Source organism: Catenulispora yoronensis, assembly GCF_039531695.1.
GTDB classification, from domain to species: Bacteria; Actinomycetota; Actinomycetes; order Streptomycetales; family Catenulisporaceae; genus Catenulispora; species Catenulispora yoronensis.
In genome coordinates, this window is sequence record NZ_BAAAQN010000052.1 from 1 (window position 1) to 14,458 (window position 14,458).

Below are 14,458 nucleotides of genomic sequence, written 5' to 3' on the forward strand. Positions count from 1 at the left end.
GGTGGCCGGGACCGGCGGGGCGGGCGGGACCGGCGACGGCAGCGGCGGCCGCCGGGCCCGCGCCCGCGCCCGCGAGACCCGCCGCCTGCTGGCCGCCTCGGTGCTCCAGCGGCAAGGCGCGGCCGTCGTGCTGGTGCTGCTCAGCGCCTACGCGTGGTTCGCCTACCCGCACTTCGGGACCGGCGACAACCTGCGCGACCTGGCGTTGCAGAGCTCGTTCCTGGCGGTGATCGCGCTGGGCATGACCTTCGTCATCATCACCGGCGGCATCGACCTTTCGGTCGGCTCGGTCTACGCCCTCGGCGGGGTGCTGGCCGCGTACGGGGCACGCGGCGGCTTCTTCGGCGCGCTGCTGCTGCCGCTGGCGGCGTGCACGGCGATCGGCCTGGTCCAGGGGCTGATCATCGCGCGGACCGGGATGGCGCCGTTCATCGTCACCCTGGCCGGGATGCTGTTCGCCCGCGGCCTGCTGCTGGCGATCACCCACGAGGGGTCGGAGACGTATCACATCGCCGACCACTCGGTGTTCCTCAACCTGGGCCGCGGCACCTGGCTCGGCGTCGGGCACCCGGTGTGGTTCACGGCGGCGCTGTTCGCCGTCGGGGCCCTGGTGCTCCGCCGCACCCGCTTCGGCCAGGCGCTGTTCGCCATCGGCGGCTCGGAGTCCTCGGCCCGGCTGATGGGCCTGCCGGTGGTGCGCGACAAGGTCGTCGTCTACGCCCTGTCCGGCGCGCTGGCCGGGTTCGCCGGGGCGATGACCGCCGCGTACGTGCAGTCCGGCGTCACGGTGATCGGCGTGGGCACGGAGCTCGACGCCATCGCCGCCGTGGTGATCGGCGGCACGCTGCTGGTCGGCGGCGCGGGCACGGTGCTGGGGACGCTGGTCGGCGTGCTGCTGCGCAACGTCATCCAGAACATCATCAACCAGATCGGCAGCCTGGACAGCAACTACCAGTCGGTGGTCAGCGGCGGGTTCCTGCTGCTGGTCGTGGTGGCCCAGCGCTGGCTCACCACCCGGCGGGTCCGCACCTGACCGCGCCTCCGACCCCGCGCCTCCGACGCCGCGCGCCGGCACAGCCTCCGCCTCCGCGCCGCGCCGCCCCGCTCCTCCGCCGGACCCGAGCAGGAAGACCCCGCCATGCTGCGCTATCCGCTGATCCACCCACCCCTGCTGGAGGTCCTGGCCGGCGCCGGCCACGGCAGCAGAATCCTGATAGCCGATGCCAACTACGCCCACCGCACCAACAGCCACGCCCGGGCCCGGGTGATCCACCTGAACCTGCGCCCGGGCCTGGTGACGGTCGAGCAGGTGCTGGAGGTGGTGTCCTCGGCGGTGCCGATCGAGGCCGCCGCCATGATGGAGCCCGACGACGGCACCGCGGTGACCCTGGAGGCGGACTACCGCAAGCACCTGGAGCGGCAGACCCCGTTGCGGATGCTGGGCCGGCAGGCATTCTACGCCGCCTGTCTGGACCCGGCGCTGGACGCCACGGTCGCGACCGGGGACCAGCGGCACTTCGCGAACATCCTGCTGACGATCGGGGCACTGCCGGCGCGGAACGGAGAGGCGGGGTAGCAGGGCAGCGAGGTAGCGAGCCGGCCGGGCGGCGGCCGCGCCTCACGGACAGCCGTGCCCGCCCTCGAAATCAGTCGCCTTGCCCAGCGGCCACGCGACCTCCTTGGACCACTCGGCGGAACCGTCGCGATGGACGAAGACTATGGGCATCGCTTTGTTGACGGGGTTGTGGGTGGTCGGATCGAAGGCGATGTAGCCGCTGGCGCCGGCATAGGGAGTGCCGCAGTCAACACTGCTCAGGTCGGCGCCGATCGAGCCGGGATCGTCATGGGCCTGGTCCTGAAGCGAGTTCGTCTTGGCGACGGCGAACGACAGGACACCGACCGCGTCGGCGGAGACGATGGCCAGGCCGTCCTGGAAATCGCTGCCGGTGAACATGCCGGCGGCGCCGACGCGGTCGGCGGCGAACTGGTCGCGGAGGCGTTTGAGCGTGGCCGCGGGCGCGGCACCGAGACTGGTCCCGATGTCCTCGGCGGCGAGGGCGGTGACGGCGATCCGGTAATTGAACGCGCCGTACGGCAGGGCCGTGGCCGGGTCGATCAGATTGGTGCCGTCGTCCCCGGTGACGATCGTCGCGACGTCGCCCCGGTGGCAGCTGTCGGTTTTCAATACATTGAGAAGGCTTCTGAGCGCGGTGCCTCGGCCGGCGAAATACGTGATGTCCGACGGGACCCCGCAGTAGGACTGCTGGTGTCCCTCCAGCAACGACTCCACGCGCTTCGGATACTCGTCGTTGCCCTCGTAGGTCATGGTCTCGGCGGGCTTCAACTGGCCGAAGGCCACGCCGAGGGACGTGACGTAGGCGTCGTTCTGGTTCGTGTCCTCGAACAGCACGGCTCTGGAGTGCGGCAGCTTGCTCGTCTGAAGGTACTGCCGGACCGCGTCCGCTTCTTGGGAGTTGGTGCCGACCACCCGGTAGAAGCCGTTGATCGCCGTTCCCGCGTCCGTCATCCCGATCGCGTCGTCCGTGATGTCCGAACCGACGACCGTGAAGTGGTCGCCGGGGCCGTCGGCGAGCTGCCGGATCGCCGCCTTGGCATTCTTCGAGGACTGGCCGATGCCGACGACGGCGGCGATGCGCTGAGCCTTGGCGGCGGCGCGGATCTCGGCGACGGCGTCCTGCTCCCCGTCGGCATGGGTTCCGAAATTGGCGAGCAGGAGCCGGTACCGGATCCGGCTGTGGTGGTCCGCCGCGTCGGCGTTGGCCAGCTCCGTCTGAGCGATCGCCCCCTCCACGGCGTGCCGGACCCCTGCGAACGTCAGGCTGGTCGAGTCGTTCGGCGTCATCTCCTGCAAGAAGACCAGCGAGACGGTGTACACCTGATCTTCAGGGCGCCGCGAGGCGTTCTCCTTGGCGACGGTGTCGTCCAGATCCTGGTTGTCCTTTTTGAGCCACTGTTCCAAGGGCGCCAGCGGATCATGGCTGACGAACTCCCCGGAGTCGATGTCCACCCCCACGCACGCCTTCGCGTCCCCGTTGTACCGCAGCCCCTCCCCGCACGGCGTCCGCAGCGCGATCGGCACGGCCACGCCGGCCGCGACGAGCGCGAACGCCGACGTGCCGATCGCAGCCTGCTGCCAGCGCCGGCGGCGGCGCCACCAGCCGGACGCCGACGGCCCGCCGGCCTGCCCGGCCGGCGCGGTCGGCTTCTCGTGCTCGAACAGGCGCCCGAAGCGTTGCAGGTCCTCGCGGTCGCCGCGCGCCGAACGGCCGAACAGGAACCCGACCTCCTGGCGGACCAGCTCGGCCAGGACCGCGTCCGGGATCCACGGCAGGCGCTCGTCGCGGCCCGGCAGGCCGCCGCCCGGCACCGGGCGCGGCACCGTCCAGATGTCGCCGGCCAGCCACAGCGCCGCGAGCAGCCGGGTCACCGAACGCTCCTCGTCGCCGACCGTGCCCAGATCCGACGGCTGCACGCAGTCGGCGAACGCCCGCGCCGTGCCGATCTCGCGCGGGGTCGGGCAGGGCGCCTGCGCCGCGAGGCACACCATGCGGATCCACTGCGAGGTGGTCACGGTGTTGACGTTGAACTGATCGTTCAGGATCCGCGCGGCGTTCTTCACGTTGCCCAGGGCCAATTGGCAGTAGGCGAGCCGCTCCGGGTGCTGGTCCTCCGGCGGCAGCTGCTTGTCGGCGGCCGTGGTGGCGTTGAGCAGCCTGCTGTAGCGGTCCTCGTACGTCGGCAGGCCGCCGGCCCCGCCCGACGCCCCCGCCCCGTCCCGCCGCGCCAGCAGGCCGGTCAGGGCGGCGGCCAGGAACGGATGCAGGGCCGGGGCGGCCGGCACGAACGGCTCGATCGTCGGCGCCACCTCGGCCGGCGCCATGCCCCACAGGTTCCCGCGCATCCCCTCCAGGACCCGGGTCGTCGTGGGCCCAGCCATGCCGCTGCGGCCGGTGGTGCTGATCAGCCACGGCGCGCGCACCTCGGCGCTGGCGGTGACGAGTTCGTCCAGGGTGATCGCGCCGCCGAGGCTGCCCGACGGGCCCAGGACGCCGGACAGGAGCCCGGTGAGCAGCGCCTCCAGGTCCGGCGTGGGGACGGTGACGCAGTCCCGCCGCCCCGGCTCGGCCTCGACCACGGTCCGGGCCAGCAGGGTGACGGCTTGCGGGAGCCCGGCCGCGCACTGGGCGACGAAGTCCTCGATGCCCGCGCTCATGCCGCCACCGCCTTCGCGGCGGTCGCCAGCGCCGCCATCTCCTCGTGACGCGCCGGATCGAGGCGGACCGGCAGGTAGCCGGGTCTGCCGTGGTCTCTCCAGGCCTCGCGGGCGGTCGCGCAGGTCGGCACCGGGGCGCCGTAGCCCGGGTCGGTCTGGCACAGCGGGCGCCAGGGGCCGGTGACGTCGGCCGGCAGCCAGCTGCCGGCGGTGCCGATCACCAGCAGCGGGAAGGGTTTGGCGTCCCGGACGGCGGCGCTGCGCAGGCCGTGCAGGGTCTGCAGGAACCGGATCCCGGCCGCGCTGTCGGCGTTGTCGGCCAGCAGCACCCAGTGGTGGCCGAGGCGGCGTGGGTGGTTCTGATAGTCGTGGTGGCACCACTGGCAGCCGACGCGGTCGGCCGAGGCCAGCCGGGTGTGGTTCTCGCGCAGGTCCTCGGCCAGCGCCGCCATCGCGACGGTCTCCTGGTCCGCGGGCGGGAGTTTCGCCAGTTGCAGCAGGCGGCCGAAGGAGTCCGTGCCGCTCAGGAGGCTGATTGTCTTGATCCAGTTCAACGCCGCGTGCCAGGCGAGGCGCTGGTTCAGGTTCAGGCCGGCCCCGGCCGCGCGGACGGCGGCGGCGCGGGTCGCGGCGGTGAACCCGGTCGGGGCGACGCGCTGGACGGCCGTCGCCAGCCGCCGGGCCTCGTCAGGGCTCTTGGCCGCGCCGCGGAGCAGGCGGGACACGGCGACGTCGGCGGAGGCCCCGGCCATCTTCCAGAACCTGCCGCGCATCGCGCCCGCCCGCGCGCCGGTGAGGACGCCGTCCAGATCGGCGGTGAGCGCCAGTTCGACCATCTCGAAGCGCCGGAACCGCGCCTGCCGCCGATGCGGCCACGAGGTGGTCAGGCCGCGCACGACCGCCAGCGCGACGGCGAGCGGCCCGGCGTCGCCGACGGCCGCCAGATCGACGCGGGTGTGGACGATATCCGGGCCCAGCGTCTCGGCGAGGACGCCGAGGCTGTGCGTGCGCCCGCTGCCGCGCGGACCCAGCAGGATCACGATCGGCCGCGGCAGATCGACGTCGGGGAAGGAATCGTGCGGAAGCAGGTCTTTCACAAGCGTCAACGCCCCGTGCTCAGCCATGGAGAATCCTCTTCGCCGCGGTGAGGCGCCATCACGTCCACCGCCGATGATGTGGCAAGACAACGGAGAGTAGGCGATTGGTTGCCGAGCTGCTGGCGAATAACGATTTCTGGCCGTGTCACTGGGAGGTATCCCCGCACGTTCGAGCTTCCGGTGCGGGAAGGCTGCTCGAAAGGGAGAGAATCAGTGTAAAGAGGCTCGGTTCGGTTCAGTCCTGGGCGCCGTGGCCGATATGGTTGGCCGATTCCTCGGCCGGTTGTTGCTCGGGGCACTGCTCCTCGGTCTGCGACATCAGCGCCCTGTAACGGTCGGCCGCCGCGTGGTCGCCGCGCTCGACCGAGACCGCCAGCATCTTGCCGATCGCGAGGAAATGGCCCGCGTCGGCGGCTTTGCGATACAGGGCCACGGCATCGTCCGCCTTGCCGAGTTCTTCCAGGACGGTACCGGCGAGAAAGACCCCGCGCGGGTCGCTCCCCTCCCCCGCCGCGCACGCCCAGTGTTCTGCTTCCTGGACCTCACCCCGGTCCATGAGCCACCTCGTGAGGTCCAGCCGGGCCTGCTGGTCCCCGGCTTCGGCGGCCTCGCGGAACCAGCGCAGCGCCAGGTCCTCGTCGCCGCGCTCCCGGGCCAGGCGGCCGGTGGCCCACATCGCGGCCGGGTCGTTGCGCTCGCGCGCCATCCGGTAGAAGCGCTCGGCGAGGGCGAGTTCGTCCTGCTCCTCGTGCAGGCGGCCCAGCCTGGTCATGGCGCCCCGGTCGCCGGCCTGGACCGCGACCTGGAGCCAGTGCTGGGCCCCCTCGTGGTCGCCGCGCTCGTACAGCAGACGGGCGATCTCGTCCATGGCGGAGAAGTCCCCCGCTTCGGCGGCGGGCAACAAGGCGTCGATCTCGCCCCGGTCCATGCGACCTCCTCGGAAAGCCGGTTCGGTGAAAGTAGGATCGCATGGCCGGGCCGACTGAATCAGAACCCTGGCGCGGGCATGGCGAGGACGTCGAGGAGCAGAACGGGAGCGATCGGGTGGAAGCACGCATCTTCGTGGACGAGGGCGCGCTGGAGGACATCGGCTCACTGGATCAGTGGCTGGCGAACGAGGACGCCTTCCGGGGCCGGGTGAAGGCGGTCCGCAAGCCGATCGGCCCGGAGGAGATGGGCGGCGCGGTCGAGCTGCTGTCGGTCGCGGTCAGTCCCGGCGGCGCGGGGGCGGTCCTGGCGTCGTCGCTGACCACGTGGCTGCTGACCCGGCGGTCGAAGGCGAAGCTGCGGATCGAGGCCGACGACCGGGTCGTGGTGCTGGAGCTGGCGACGGTCGACGAGGTCGGACCGCTGCTGGAACGGCTGCTGCTGAGCCCCGGCACCAAGAACGGTGACGGCGGGAGCATTGGCGGCGGGACCACCGGCGACAGCAGCACCGGCGACGGGAACGGTGACGAACCCCGGCGATGACGATCGAGGTCACCGAGTCGGTACGCCGGCACGCGATCCTGATCGGCGTCCCGGACTACCAGCACGAGAGTTACCTCCCCCTGCGCGCGGCCGGCAACAGCGTCGCCGCGATGCGCCAGGTGCTGGAGGACGCCGAGCTGTGCGACTGGCCGGACAAGATCACGGTCCTGGACTCCCGGGCCCCGGCGAGCGAACTGCTGGTCGACATCGAGGACCTCGCCGAGGCCACCACCGAGGTCCTGCTGCTCTACTACGTCGGCCACGGCGACCTGACCCGCCGCGGCGAACTCTGCCTGACCGTGCGCGGCACCCGGCCGGACCGCCTGCGGAACACCTCGCTGCCGTGGGAGTCAGTGGCCGAATGCCTCCAGGCCAGTCCGGCCGGCGTCCGGATCACCATCCTCGACTGCTGTTTCGCGGGCCGCGCGATCGAGGCGCTGTCCGGCACCGAGTCCACGCTGTTGGCCAACCTGACGGACGTCAGGGGCATCTACACGCTGACCGCCACGATGGGGAACAACGTCGCGCACGTTCCGCGCGGGGAACTCCAGGAGCACGCGTGTACTTCGTTCACTGACACGCTCGTCGGGCTGATGCGGGAAGGGCTTCCCGGGAAGCCGACGAAGCTGTCGTTCGAGGTGTTGTTCCCGGAGTTGAAACGTCGGCTGCAAGTGGCGAAACTGCCGCTCCCGAACCAGCGGGGGACGGATACGGTCGCGCACTTCCCGTTCGTGGCGAACCGGGCGCTGCGGCCGGGGGCGGTCGCGTCGCCCGGCCATGGACAGCGGACCACGTCGCGTGCGGCACTCCTGCCGAGCGAGCGGGTCGACGGCCTGGTCGACGAGTGTCTCCAGACGCTTCGCGAGATGGAGAGCCCGGCGGACCGGCAACGCACCTTGTCCAATGTCGCGGAGGTCCTCACCGCCGCCGACCCGGCCAAGGCCCGGATCCTGGTGGAGCTGGCGGCCAACGAGGCCGAACGAGTGAAAGTGCTGGCGCCGATGGCCCTGGCCCTGGCCGATATCGACCAGCTGCGCGCCATCGAGTTGATCGACCTGATTGCCGACCGCCACCCCGTCAAGTACCAGACGATGGCCCGCGCGGCGGTGCTCATGGCCACTGCTCGCCCGCGCGAATCCCAAGCCCTCGCGGCGGCGGCCATCCGACTGACCAGTCGTGTGGTCACCGACAGCAACAACGAGCACGAGTTCGGGCTGGCGATCGATGCCAGGGCGACGGCGGCGGCCATCACCGATCCGGACCGCGGCGAGCGTCTGTTGCGCTCGATGCCCAGTACAGGCAGTCGTTCTTGGGCCATGTCCAATGTGGCGACGGCCATCGCCGTCACTGATCCGGAGCGTGCCGAGCGGCTGGCGAACAGCATCGCCGAGAGCGACGCCAAGGTGGCGGCGCTGATCGGCATCGCCGCTGTCATCGCCCCGCACCGGCGCACGGAGGCCCTTGCCGACGCGGCGGCCGCGACCTTGGAGCAGGTCGAGCGAGGCCGACCGGTGACGCGAGCCGTCCATCTCATCGGCACCGCGCTGCCGCGGATCATCCGCGTCGTCGTTCCGAGGGACCTCAACCTGGCCGAATACATTGTCCGGCTGTTTCCCGAGCATCCGCTCCGGGCGCACGGGCTCGCCCGCCTCGCTCGACAGATCGCGGGCTTCGCACCCGGTTTCGTCACCGGATACCTCACCGAAGCGGAGGAGATGGTTCCCGTGCGGCCCCACCCCAGAGACTTCCTGGGGACCATGGCGCTGCTCGCCGCCGGATGGTCGCAGGTGCGGGCGGCCGACGCGGTCACGTTCGCCAACCGGGCCGAGATCCTCGCCCGGGACGGCGCCTCGGATCCGGAGCGCGTCACGAATCTCGCCCTGCTCGCCGCCCGGTGGGCCGAGCGTCCCTGAGCGCGCGTCCAACCGGTCCTTCGGGCGGGCCTCATGACGAATTATTCCGGCTTCTCTCGCGCGTCGACGCGCAGGTGATCCGCACTCCCGGCGCACGCGCAGCGTGATCAGTCGGACACCCAGGCTGTCTCAAAGCAATGGGTTTCCGCTAGCATGCCTCTCGCTCGAACAAAGCAGCTCCCTGTTTCGGCGTCGTCGGGTCGTCCCTTGACAGAGCTTTGATTGCTTTGATCGCACGGTCGCACCACTCCCCAATGCACCACGGCACAGCTCGCCATTACTTGAGGCGCCGGTCAGCGCGGATCCAGAGGGCCACCTGTGAGAATCACCCAGAAGCTCGGCATCCTGGTCGCCGTCCCGCTGTGCGCGGTCTCCGGGTTCGGTGCGCTGGCTCTGGTCACCTCGACCTCGGGGGCGATCGAGACCGGGCATCTCTACACCCTGATGAACGCCGGGGCCGCGGCCGCCGACCTGGTCTGCGAGCTGCAGGACGAGCGGACGCAGGTCGCGCTCTACCTGACCTCGTCGGCCGCGCCGGACGCCGCCGGGCTGTCCGCGCAGATCACCAGGACCCAGGCCGCGGCCGCGGTGTACCGGCAGCGGATCGGGAAGCTGCCGTGGCTGCCCGCGGAGAGCCGGGCGCTGCTGGGGCGGATCGACGGCGAGTTGCAGGCCATTGACAAGCTGCGGGACCTGGTGCGCGGCGGTTCGCCGCAACCGCTGTCGGCGGCCGACTTCCAGTACCACATCGTCATCGCCGACCTGCTGTCCTTCCACGACGTCGCCCAGAAGTCCGGGGCCGGGTCGGCCGCGCAGGACATGCTGCGCGCCACGTCGAGCCTGAGCCAGGCGCGGGAGTCGCTCAGCGAGGAGGAGGCCGACGTCCTGCGGATCGCCGGGGCCCCGGTGCAGACCGCCTCGGCCGCGCAGGACCTGATCATCGGCCGCACCGGGTACACCGGGGCGATGGAGGCGTTCGCGGCGCAGGCGCCGCCGGACTGGCGCGGCCGGCCGGACCAGGCGCTGGGCGGTGCGGAGATGGCCGCCGCGGCCAAGCTGGAGGACCAGGTCGCGCAGACGCCGGTGGGCACCAAGGTGCTGCTGAGCCCGGCCGACTGGACCACCTCGGTCGATGCGCGGCTGGACCGGCTGGACGCCGTGCGCAAGGACATGGACGTCGCCACGCTCGCGCTGATCGCGCAGGACCGCACGCACCAGCGGGAGCTGGCCGGCGTGGAGGCCGCGGCGGTGGCCGGGACGATGCTGCTGGCGCTGATGGTCAGCCTGCGGCTGGGCCGTCCCATCATCAGGGGCCTGCGACGGCTGCGGGAGGGCGCGCACACCCTGGCCTTCGAGGACCTGCCGGCCGCGGTGGAGGCGCTGCGCGGCAGCGGATCGCTGACCGCGCAGAGCCCCGAGGAGTTCGCCGACCAGGCCGGCGGCGGGCTGCCGGTGGCCGGCGACGACGAGATCGCCGCCGTGGCGCGGGCCTTCAACGCCGTACGGCACGAGGCCATCCGCACCGCCGCCGAGCAGGTGCTGCTGCGGGCCGGCGTCGGCGCCGCCTTCATCGCCCTGGCCCGCCGCGGCGAGCGCCTGACCGGCGCCCTGACCCTGGAGCTGGACAAGGCCGAGCGGGACGAGCAGGACCCGGACCGGCTGGCGCGGCTGTTCGTGCTGGACCACCTGGCGGCGCGGATGACCCGGAACAACGAGAGCCTGCTGGTGCTCGGCGGCGAGGGCACGGCCCGGGTCCGCGACGAGGGCGTGCCGCTGATCGACGTGATCCGCGCGGCCTCGGGCCGGATCGAGCGCTATTCGCGGGTGGACCTGGTGAACGTCGACTCGAGCGTGATCGTCGCCCCGACCGTGGTCGACCACCTGGTGCACCTGTGCGCGGAGCTGCTCGACAACGCCACGACGTTCTCCCCGCCGGAGTCCCGGGTGCTGGTCGACGTGCGCGCGCTGGCCGACCGGACCATCATCCAGATCACCGACCGCGGCATCGGCATGACGGCGGTGCGCCGCTCGGAGCTGAACGCCCGGCTCACCGCGCCGACCCGGCTGGACGCGGTCTCGGTGCAGGCGATGGGCCTGACCGTGGTCGGGCAGCTGGCCGCGTGGTACGGGCTGGCGGTGGAGCTGCGGCCGCATCCGCAGCACGGCACCATCGCGGAACTCGTACTCCCGCCGAACCTCTACTGGGCCCCGGGCATGCCCGAGCGGGCGCAGTCCTCGCCGGTCGCGGCGATCGAGTCGCTGGCCGCCGGCATGGGACGGCCCGGCGGCGAGAACGCCCGGCCGAACGCCGGGATCCGGGCGGCCGCCGCGGCGGCGGCCGGAGTCGCCGGCGCCACGGGGGTCTCGGGAACCACGGGCGGACGGCGGCGGCGCACCGGCGCGGCGCCGGAGGACGCGGGAGCCGGTTCGGGAGCGGGAGCCGGGTCGGGCGCGGGCTTCGCCGGCGACGACGGCTACCCCCGGCACGCCGGACGCCCGCAGCCGGGGGTCGCGCCGATCACGATGCCGACGATGGGCGGCGCCTCGGGGCAGTACGCCATGCCGGACTTCGACCAGAATCCGCTCGCCGCGCCGCTCCAGACGCCGGAGGCGAACGGCGCGTATCAGAACACTGGCTACCCGAACGACACCTATCCGCCGGCGCCGATCCGGGCCCGGGCGTTCGACGTGCCGCCGAACCCGGGGCCGACGGCTTCGGGCGCTCCGGACGGACAGGCGGGACAGCCGCTCAGCCCCTGGCTGCGGGGCTCGATGCGCACTCGCGACGCGAGCGGGCAGTCCAACGCGGCCCAGAACCAGTCGGCCCAGAACCAGTCGGCCCAGAACCAACCGGCGCAAAGCTGGTCCACACCCTCGTGGCAGCCGCATCCGGCCGCTGCGTCCGACCAGCCGACTTGGACCCGACCGTCCGCGCCGGCGACCGAACCCGCCGAGTCCTGGCAGCAGCACCAGCCGGCCTATCCCGCTCCGCCCGCACCGTCCTGGGCGCAACCCGCCATGGCACCGGGCTACACAGCCTCCTCAGCCACGCCGGTCGCGCAACCGTCGATCCCGTCGCCGCAGCCGCCGGCGCCGTTGCCGCCGGTGCCGCCGTCGGCGCACGCGATGCCCGCGGCGCCGTCGGGGCCGACCCGGCCGCCGGTGAAGCTGCGCACCGCGCACGGGTTGCCCAAGCGGGTGCCGTTGGACCGGCTGCCGGTCGAGGCGCTGGCCGAGCTGACGGAGGCCGACGCGGTTCCGACGGAGCGGGATCCGTCGCGGGTCTCGGCCTCCATGGTCGCCTACGCCCGCGGGATCGGGGGGCGCACCGCGCCCGGCGGGGCTTCGCAGATTCCTTACAGTCCGACATCGAACACGGGGACCTATTAAATGTCGCTCAACTCCACCGGCCCGACCGACAACCTGGACTGGCTGCTCAACGACTTCGCGCTGCGGGTCCCGGGCATCGTGCACGCGCTGGCGGTGTCGGCCGACGGGCTGGTCGTGGCCGCCAGCGCCGACCTCGCCGAGGAGCAGGCCGACCAGCTGGCCGCGGTGGCCTCCGGGCTGGTCGGGCTGCTGGCCGGCGCGGCCCGGCTGCTGAACGCCGCGCCGGTGCAGAGCAACCTGACCGAGCTGCAGAACGGGTTCCTGTTCTCGATGTCGGTCAGCGACGGCGCCTCGCTGCTGGTCTACGCCCGGCGCGAGTGCGACATCGGCCAGGTCTCCTACACCATGGCCGAGCTGATCAACCAGGTCGGCTCCTCGCTCACGCCGATGGCCCGCTCGCGGATGCTGGCCCGCGAGGCGCCGGGCGGCGGACGGTGACCGGCGCGCAGCAGGCCACTGCGGCGAAGATCGTCGTCGCGGGCGGCTTCGGCGTCGGCAAGACCACGCTGGTGGCCTCGGTCTCGGAGATCAAGCCGCTGACCACCGAGGCCGAGATGACGGCCGCCGGGGTGGGCGTCGACGACCTGGCCGCCACCCCGGGCAAGACCGCGACCACGGTGGCGATGGACTTCGGCCGGATCACGCTGGCCCGCGACCTGATCCTGTATCTGTTCGGCGCGCCGGGCCAGGAGCGGTTCTGGTTCTTCTGGGACGAGCTGAGCCGCGGCGCGATCGGCGCCGTGGTGCTGGCCGACGTCCGGCGGCTGGACGACGCCTTCGCGGCCGTCGACTTCTTCGAACACCGCGCGATCCCCCACGTCGTCGCGATCAACCAGTTCGACGGCGCCCCGGTGCACGGCCACGAGGAGCTGCGCGACGCGCTGTCGCTGCGGGAGTCCGTCCCGCTGCTGATGTGCGACGCGCGGCGCCGGGAGTCCAGCAAGCGGGTGCTGGTCACGCTCGTCGAGCACGCCGTCACCCAGCTGCGGATGAATTCCGACGCGGCCTACGCCCGCCCCTGAAGCCCCCCACACGCACCACCTCCGCCCCGCCGCGGACCGCGGCCGCCCGGCCGTCGGGCCGGTCCGTGCCGGATCGTCAGTTTCACCCTTCATAAGGAGACTGTGTTGTTCTCGTCCCGCGTTTCCGCGCGCCTGCGCGTCGTTGTGGCGCTGGGTGCGGCCACCGCGCTCGCGGCCGCCGGATGCAGCAGCGGCAAGTCCGGCAAGACCGCCGCCGCCGCCAAGAGCGACTCCCCTATCACCATCGGTCTGATCACCGCGCTGTCGGGCAGCAACAAGGCCCTGGGCCCGGACCACCTCAACGGATTCAAGCTGTACCTGGCCACGCACAACAACCAACTCGGCGGACACACGGTCAATCTGGACGTGGGCGACGAGGGCGACGGCGGCGCGGCGGCGGTACCGGTGGCGAACAAGATGCTCAAGGAGGACAAGGTGCTGGCGATCGCCGGCATCGTGGCCACCCCGACCATCAACGCCGTGGTGCCGCTGGCGACGGCGGCCGGGGTGCCGGTGGTCAACACCGGCGGCCGGCCCACCGTCAAGGACGCCTCGCACCTGTGGACGATGAGCTTCATGTCCACCGACCCGGGCGGCGCGATGGGCCCGTACCTGGCGCAGAACGCCGGCGGCCCGGTCTACGTGTTCGGCCCGGACTACCAGGGCGGCTGGGACCAGATCCGCGGCTTCACCGAGTCCTTCACCAAGGCCGGCGGCAAGCTGGCCAACGACGGCGGCAAGGCGACCTTCACGCCGTTCCCGGCGACGCAGGACTTCACACCGTTCCTGTCCAAGGTCAAGGCCACCGGCGCCAAGGCGATCTACTGCTTCTACACCGGTTCCTCGGCCATCGCGTTCGTGAAGAACTGGGCGCAGTCGGACGCCAAGGACGTGCCGCTGTACGCGGCGGGCTTCATCACCGAGGGCGGCGCGCTCAAGGCCGAGGGCAGCTCGGCGGACGGCATCATCACCTCGATGAACTACTCGCCGGACATCTCCAGCGCCGCGAACCGGGAGTTCGTCTCGGCGTGGACGCAGGCGCACGCCGGCGAGCAGCCGCCGGCCACCGCCATGTACAGCTGGGACGCGGCGTCGGTGCTGGACCAGGCGATCGCCAAGGCCGGACCGGACCCGACCCCGCAGAAGGTGAACGAGGCGATCAAGGCGCTGGGCCAGATCGACAGCCCGCGCGGCACCTGGCAGCTGTCGCCGGACACCCACGTGCCGGTGCAGAAGTGGTACCTGCGCAAGGTCGAGATGGACGGCACCGCGCTGGCCAACGTGAAGATCGGCGATCTGGCGACGCTCGGCAGCTGAGCGGTCGGCTCCGGC

The 14,458-nt window shown here is 72.1% G+C and carries 11 protein-coding genes; 8 read left to right on the forward strand and 3 right to left on the reverse strand.

From position 1 onward, the window contains the following. The first annotated feature begins 85 nt into the window (after positions 1-85). Entirely contained in the window at positions 86-1,033 is a 948-nt protein-coding gene (locus tag ABD481_RS33410; RefSeq protein ID WP_344669884.1) for an ABC transporter permease, read from the forward strand. A 105-nt stretch (positions 1,034-1,138) separates the two neighbouring features. Then, a complete protein-coding gene (locus tag ABD481_RS33415) occupies positions 1,139-1,576 on the forward strand; it encodes an RbsD/FucU family protein (RefSeq protein WP_344669825.1) in 438 nt (145 codons plus the stop codon). Between the two features lie 42 nt (positions 1,577-1,618). Here ABD481_RS33415 and ABD481_RS33420 read toward each other — a convergent pair whose 3' ends face one another. The 3 genes from ABD481_RS33420 to ABD481_RS33430 all read right to left on the reverse strand — a co-directional run bounded on the left by ABD481_RS33420 (position 1,619) and on the right by ABD481_RS33430 (position 6,259). Then, the gene (locus ABD481_RS33420) at positions 1,619-4,234 is read right to left on the reverse strand and encodes a hypothetical protein (protein WP_344669826.1); all 2,616 of its coding nucleotides are present in this window, start codon (positions 4,232-4,234) and stop codon (positions 1,619-1,621) included. Further along, positions 4,231-5,358: a hypothetical protein gene (locus ABD481_RS33425; RefSeq protein ID WP_344669827.1), complete on the reverse strand. Its 1,128-nt coding sequence runs from the start codon at positions 5,356-5,358 to the stop codon at positions 4,231-4,233. The genes ABD481_RS33420 and ABD481_RS33425 overlap by 4 nt, the downstream gene beginning before the upstream one ends. Positions 5,359-5,566: 208 nt before the next feature. Then, complete coding sequence (locus tag ABD481_RS33430) at positions 5,567-6,259, reverse strand: tetratricopeptide repeat protein (protein ID WP_344669828.1); 693 nt, start codon at positions 6,257-6,259, stop codon at positions 5,567-5,569. Positions 6,260-6,300: 41 nt separating this feature from the next. Between ABD481_RS33430 and ABD481_RS33435 the strand changes: the two genes are divergently transcribed. The 6 genes from ABD481_RS33435 (at position 6,301) to ABD481_RS33460 (ending at position 14,443) form a co-directional block, all read left to right on the forward strand. Then, entirely contained in the window at positions 6,301-6,801 is a 501-nt protein-coding gene (locus ABD481_RS33435) for an effector-associated constant component EACC1 (protein ID WP_344669829.1), read from the forward strand. Then, the gene (locus tag ABD481_RS33440; protein ID WP_344669830.1) at positions 6,798-8,714 is read left to right on the forward strand and encodes a caspase family protein; all 1,917 of its coding nucleotides are present in this window, start codon (positions 6,798-6,800) and stop codon (positions 8,712-8,714) included. Before ABD481_RS33435 ends, ABD481_RS33440 begins: the two co-directional genes overlap by 4 nt. A 318-nt stretch (positions 8,715-9,032) precedes the next feature. Further along, a complete protein-coding gene (locus ABD481_RS33445) occupies positions 9,033-12,104 on the forward strand; it encodes a sensor histidine kinase (RefSeq protein WP_344669831.1) in 3,072 nt (1,023 codons plus the stop codon). Further along, positions 12,105-12,542: a roadblock/LC7 domain-containing protein gene (locus tag ABD481_RS33450; protein WP_344669832.1), complete on the forward strand. Its 438-nt coding sequence runs from the start codon at positions 12,105-12,107 to the stop codon at positions 12,540-12,542. Further along, on the forward strand, positions 12,539-13,126 hold the full coding sequence (locus ABD481_RS33455) for a GTP-binding protein (RefSeq protein WP_344669833.1): 588 nt from the start codon (positions 12,539-12,541) through the stop codon (positions 13,124-13,126). Before ABD481_RS33450 ends, ABD481_RS33455 begins: the two co-directional genes overlap by 4 nt. A 105-nt stretch (positions 13,127-13,231) precedes the next feature. Continuing rightward, entirely contained in the window at positions 13,232-14,443 is a 1,212-nt protein-coding gene (locus tag ABD481_RS33460) for an ABC transporter substrate-binding protein (RefSeq protein WP_425559351.1), read from the forward strand. Positions 14,444-14,458 lie beyond the last annotated feature (15 nt).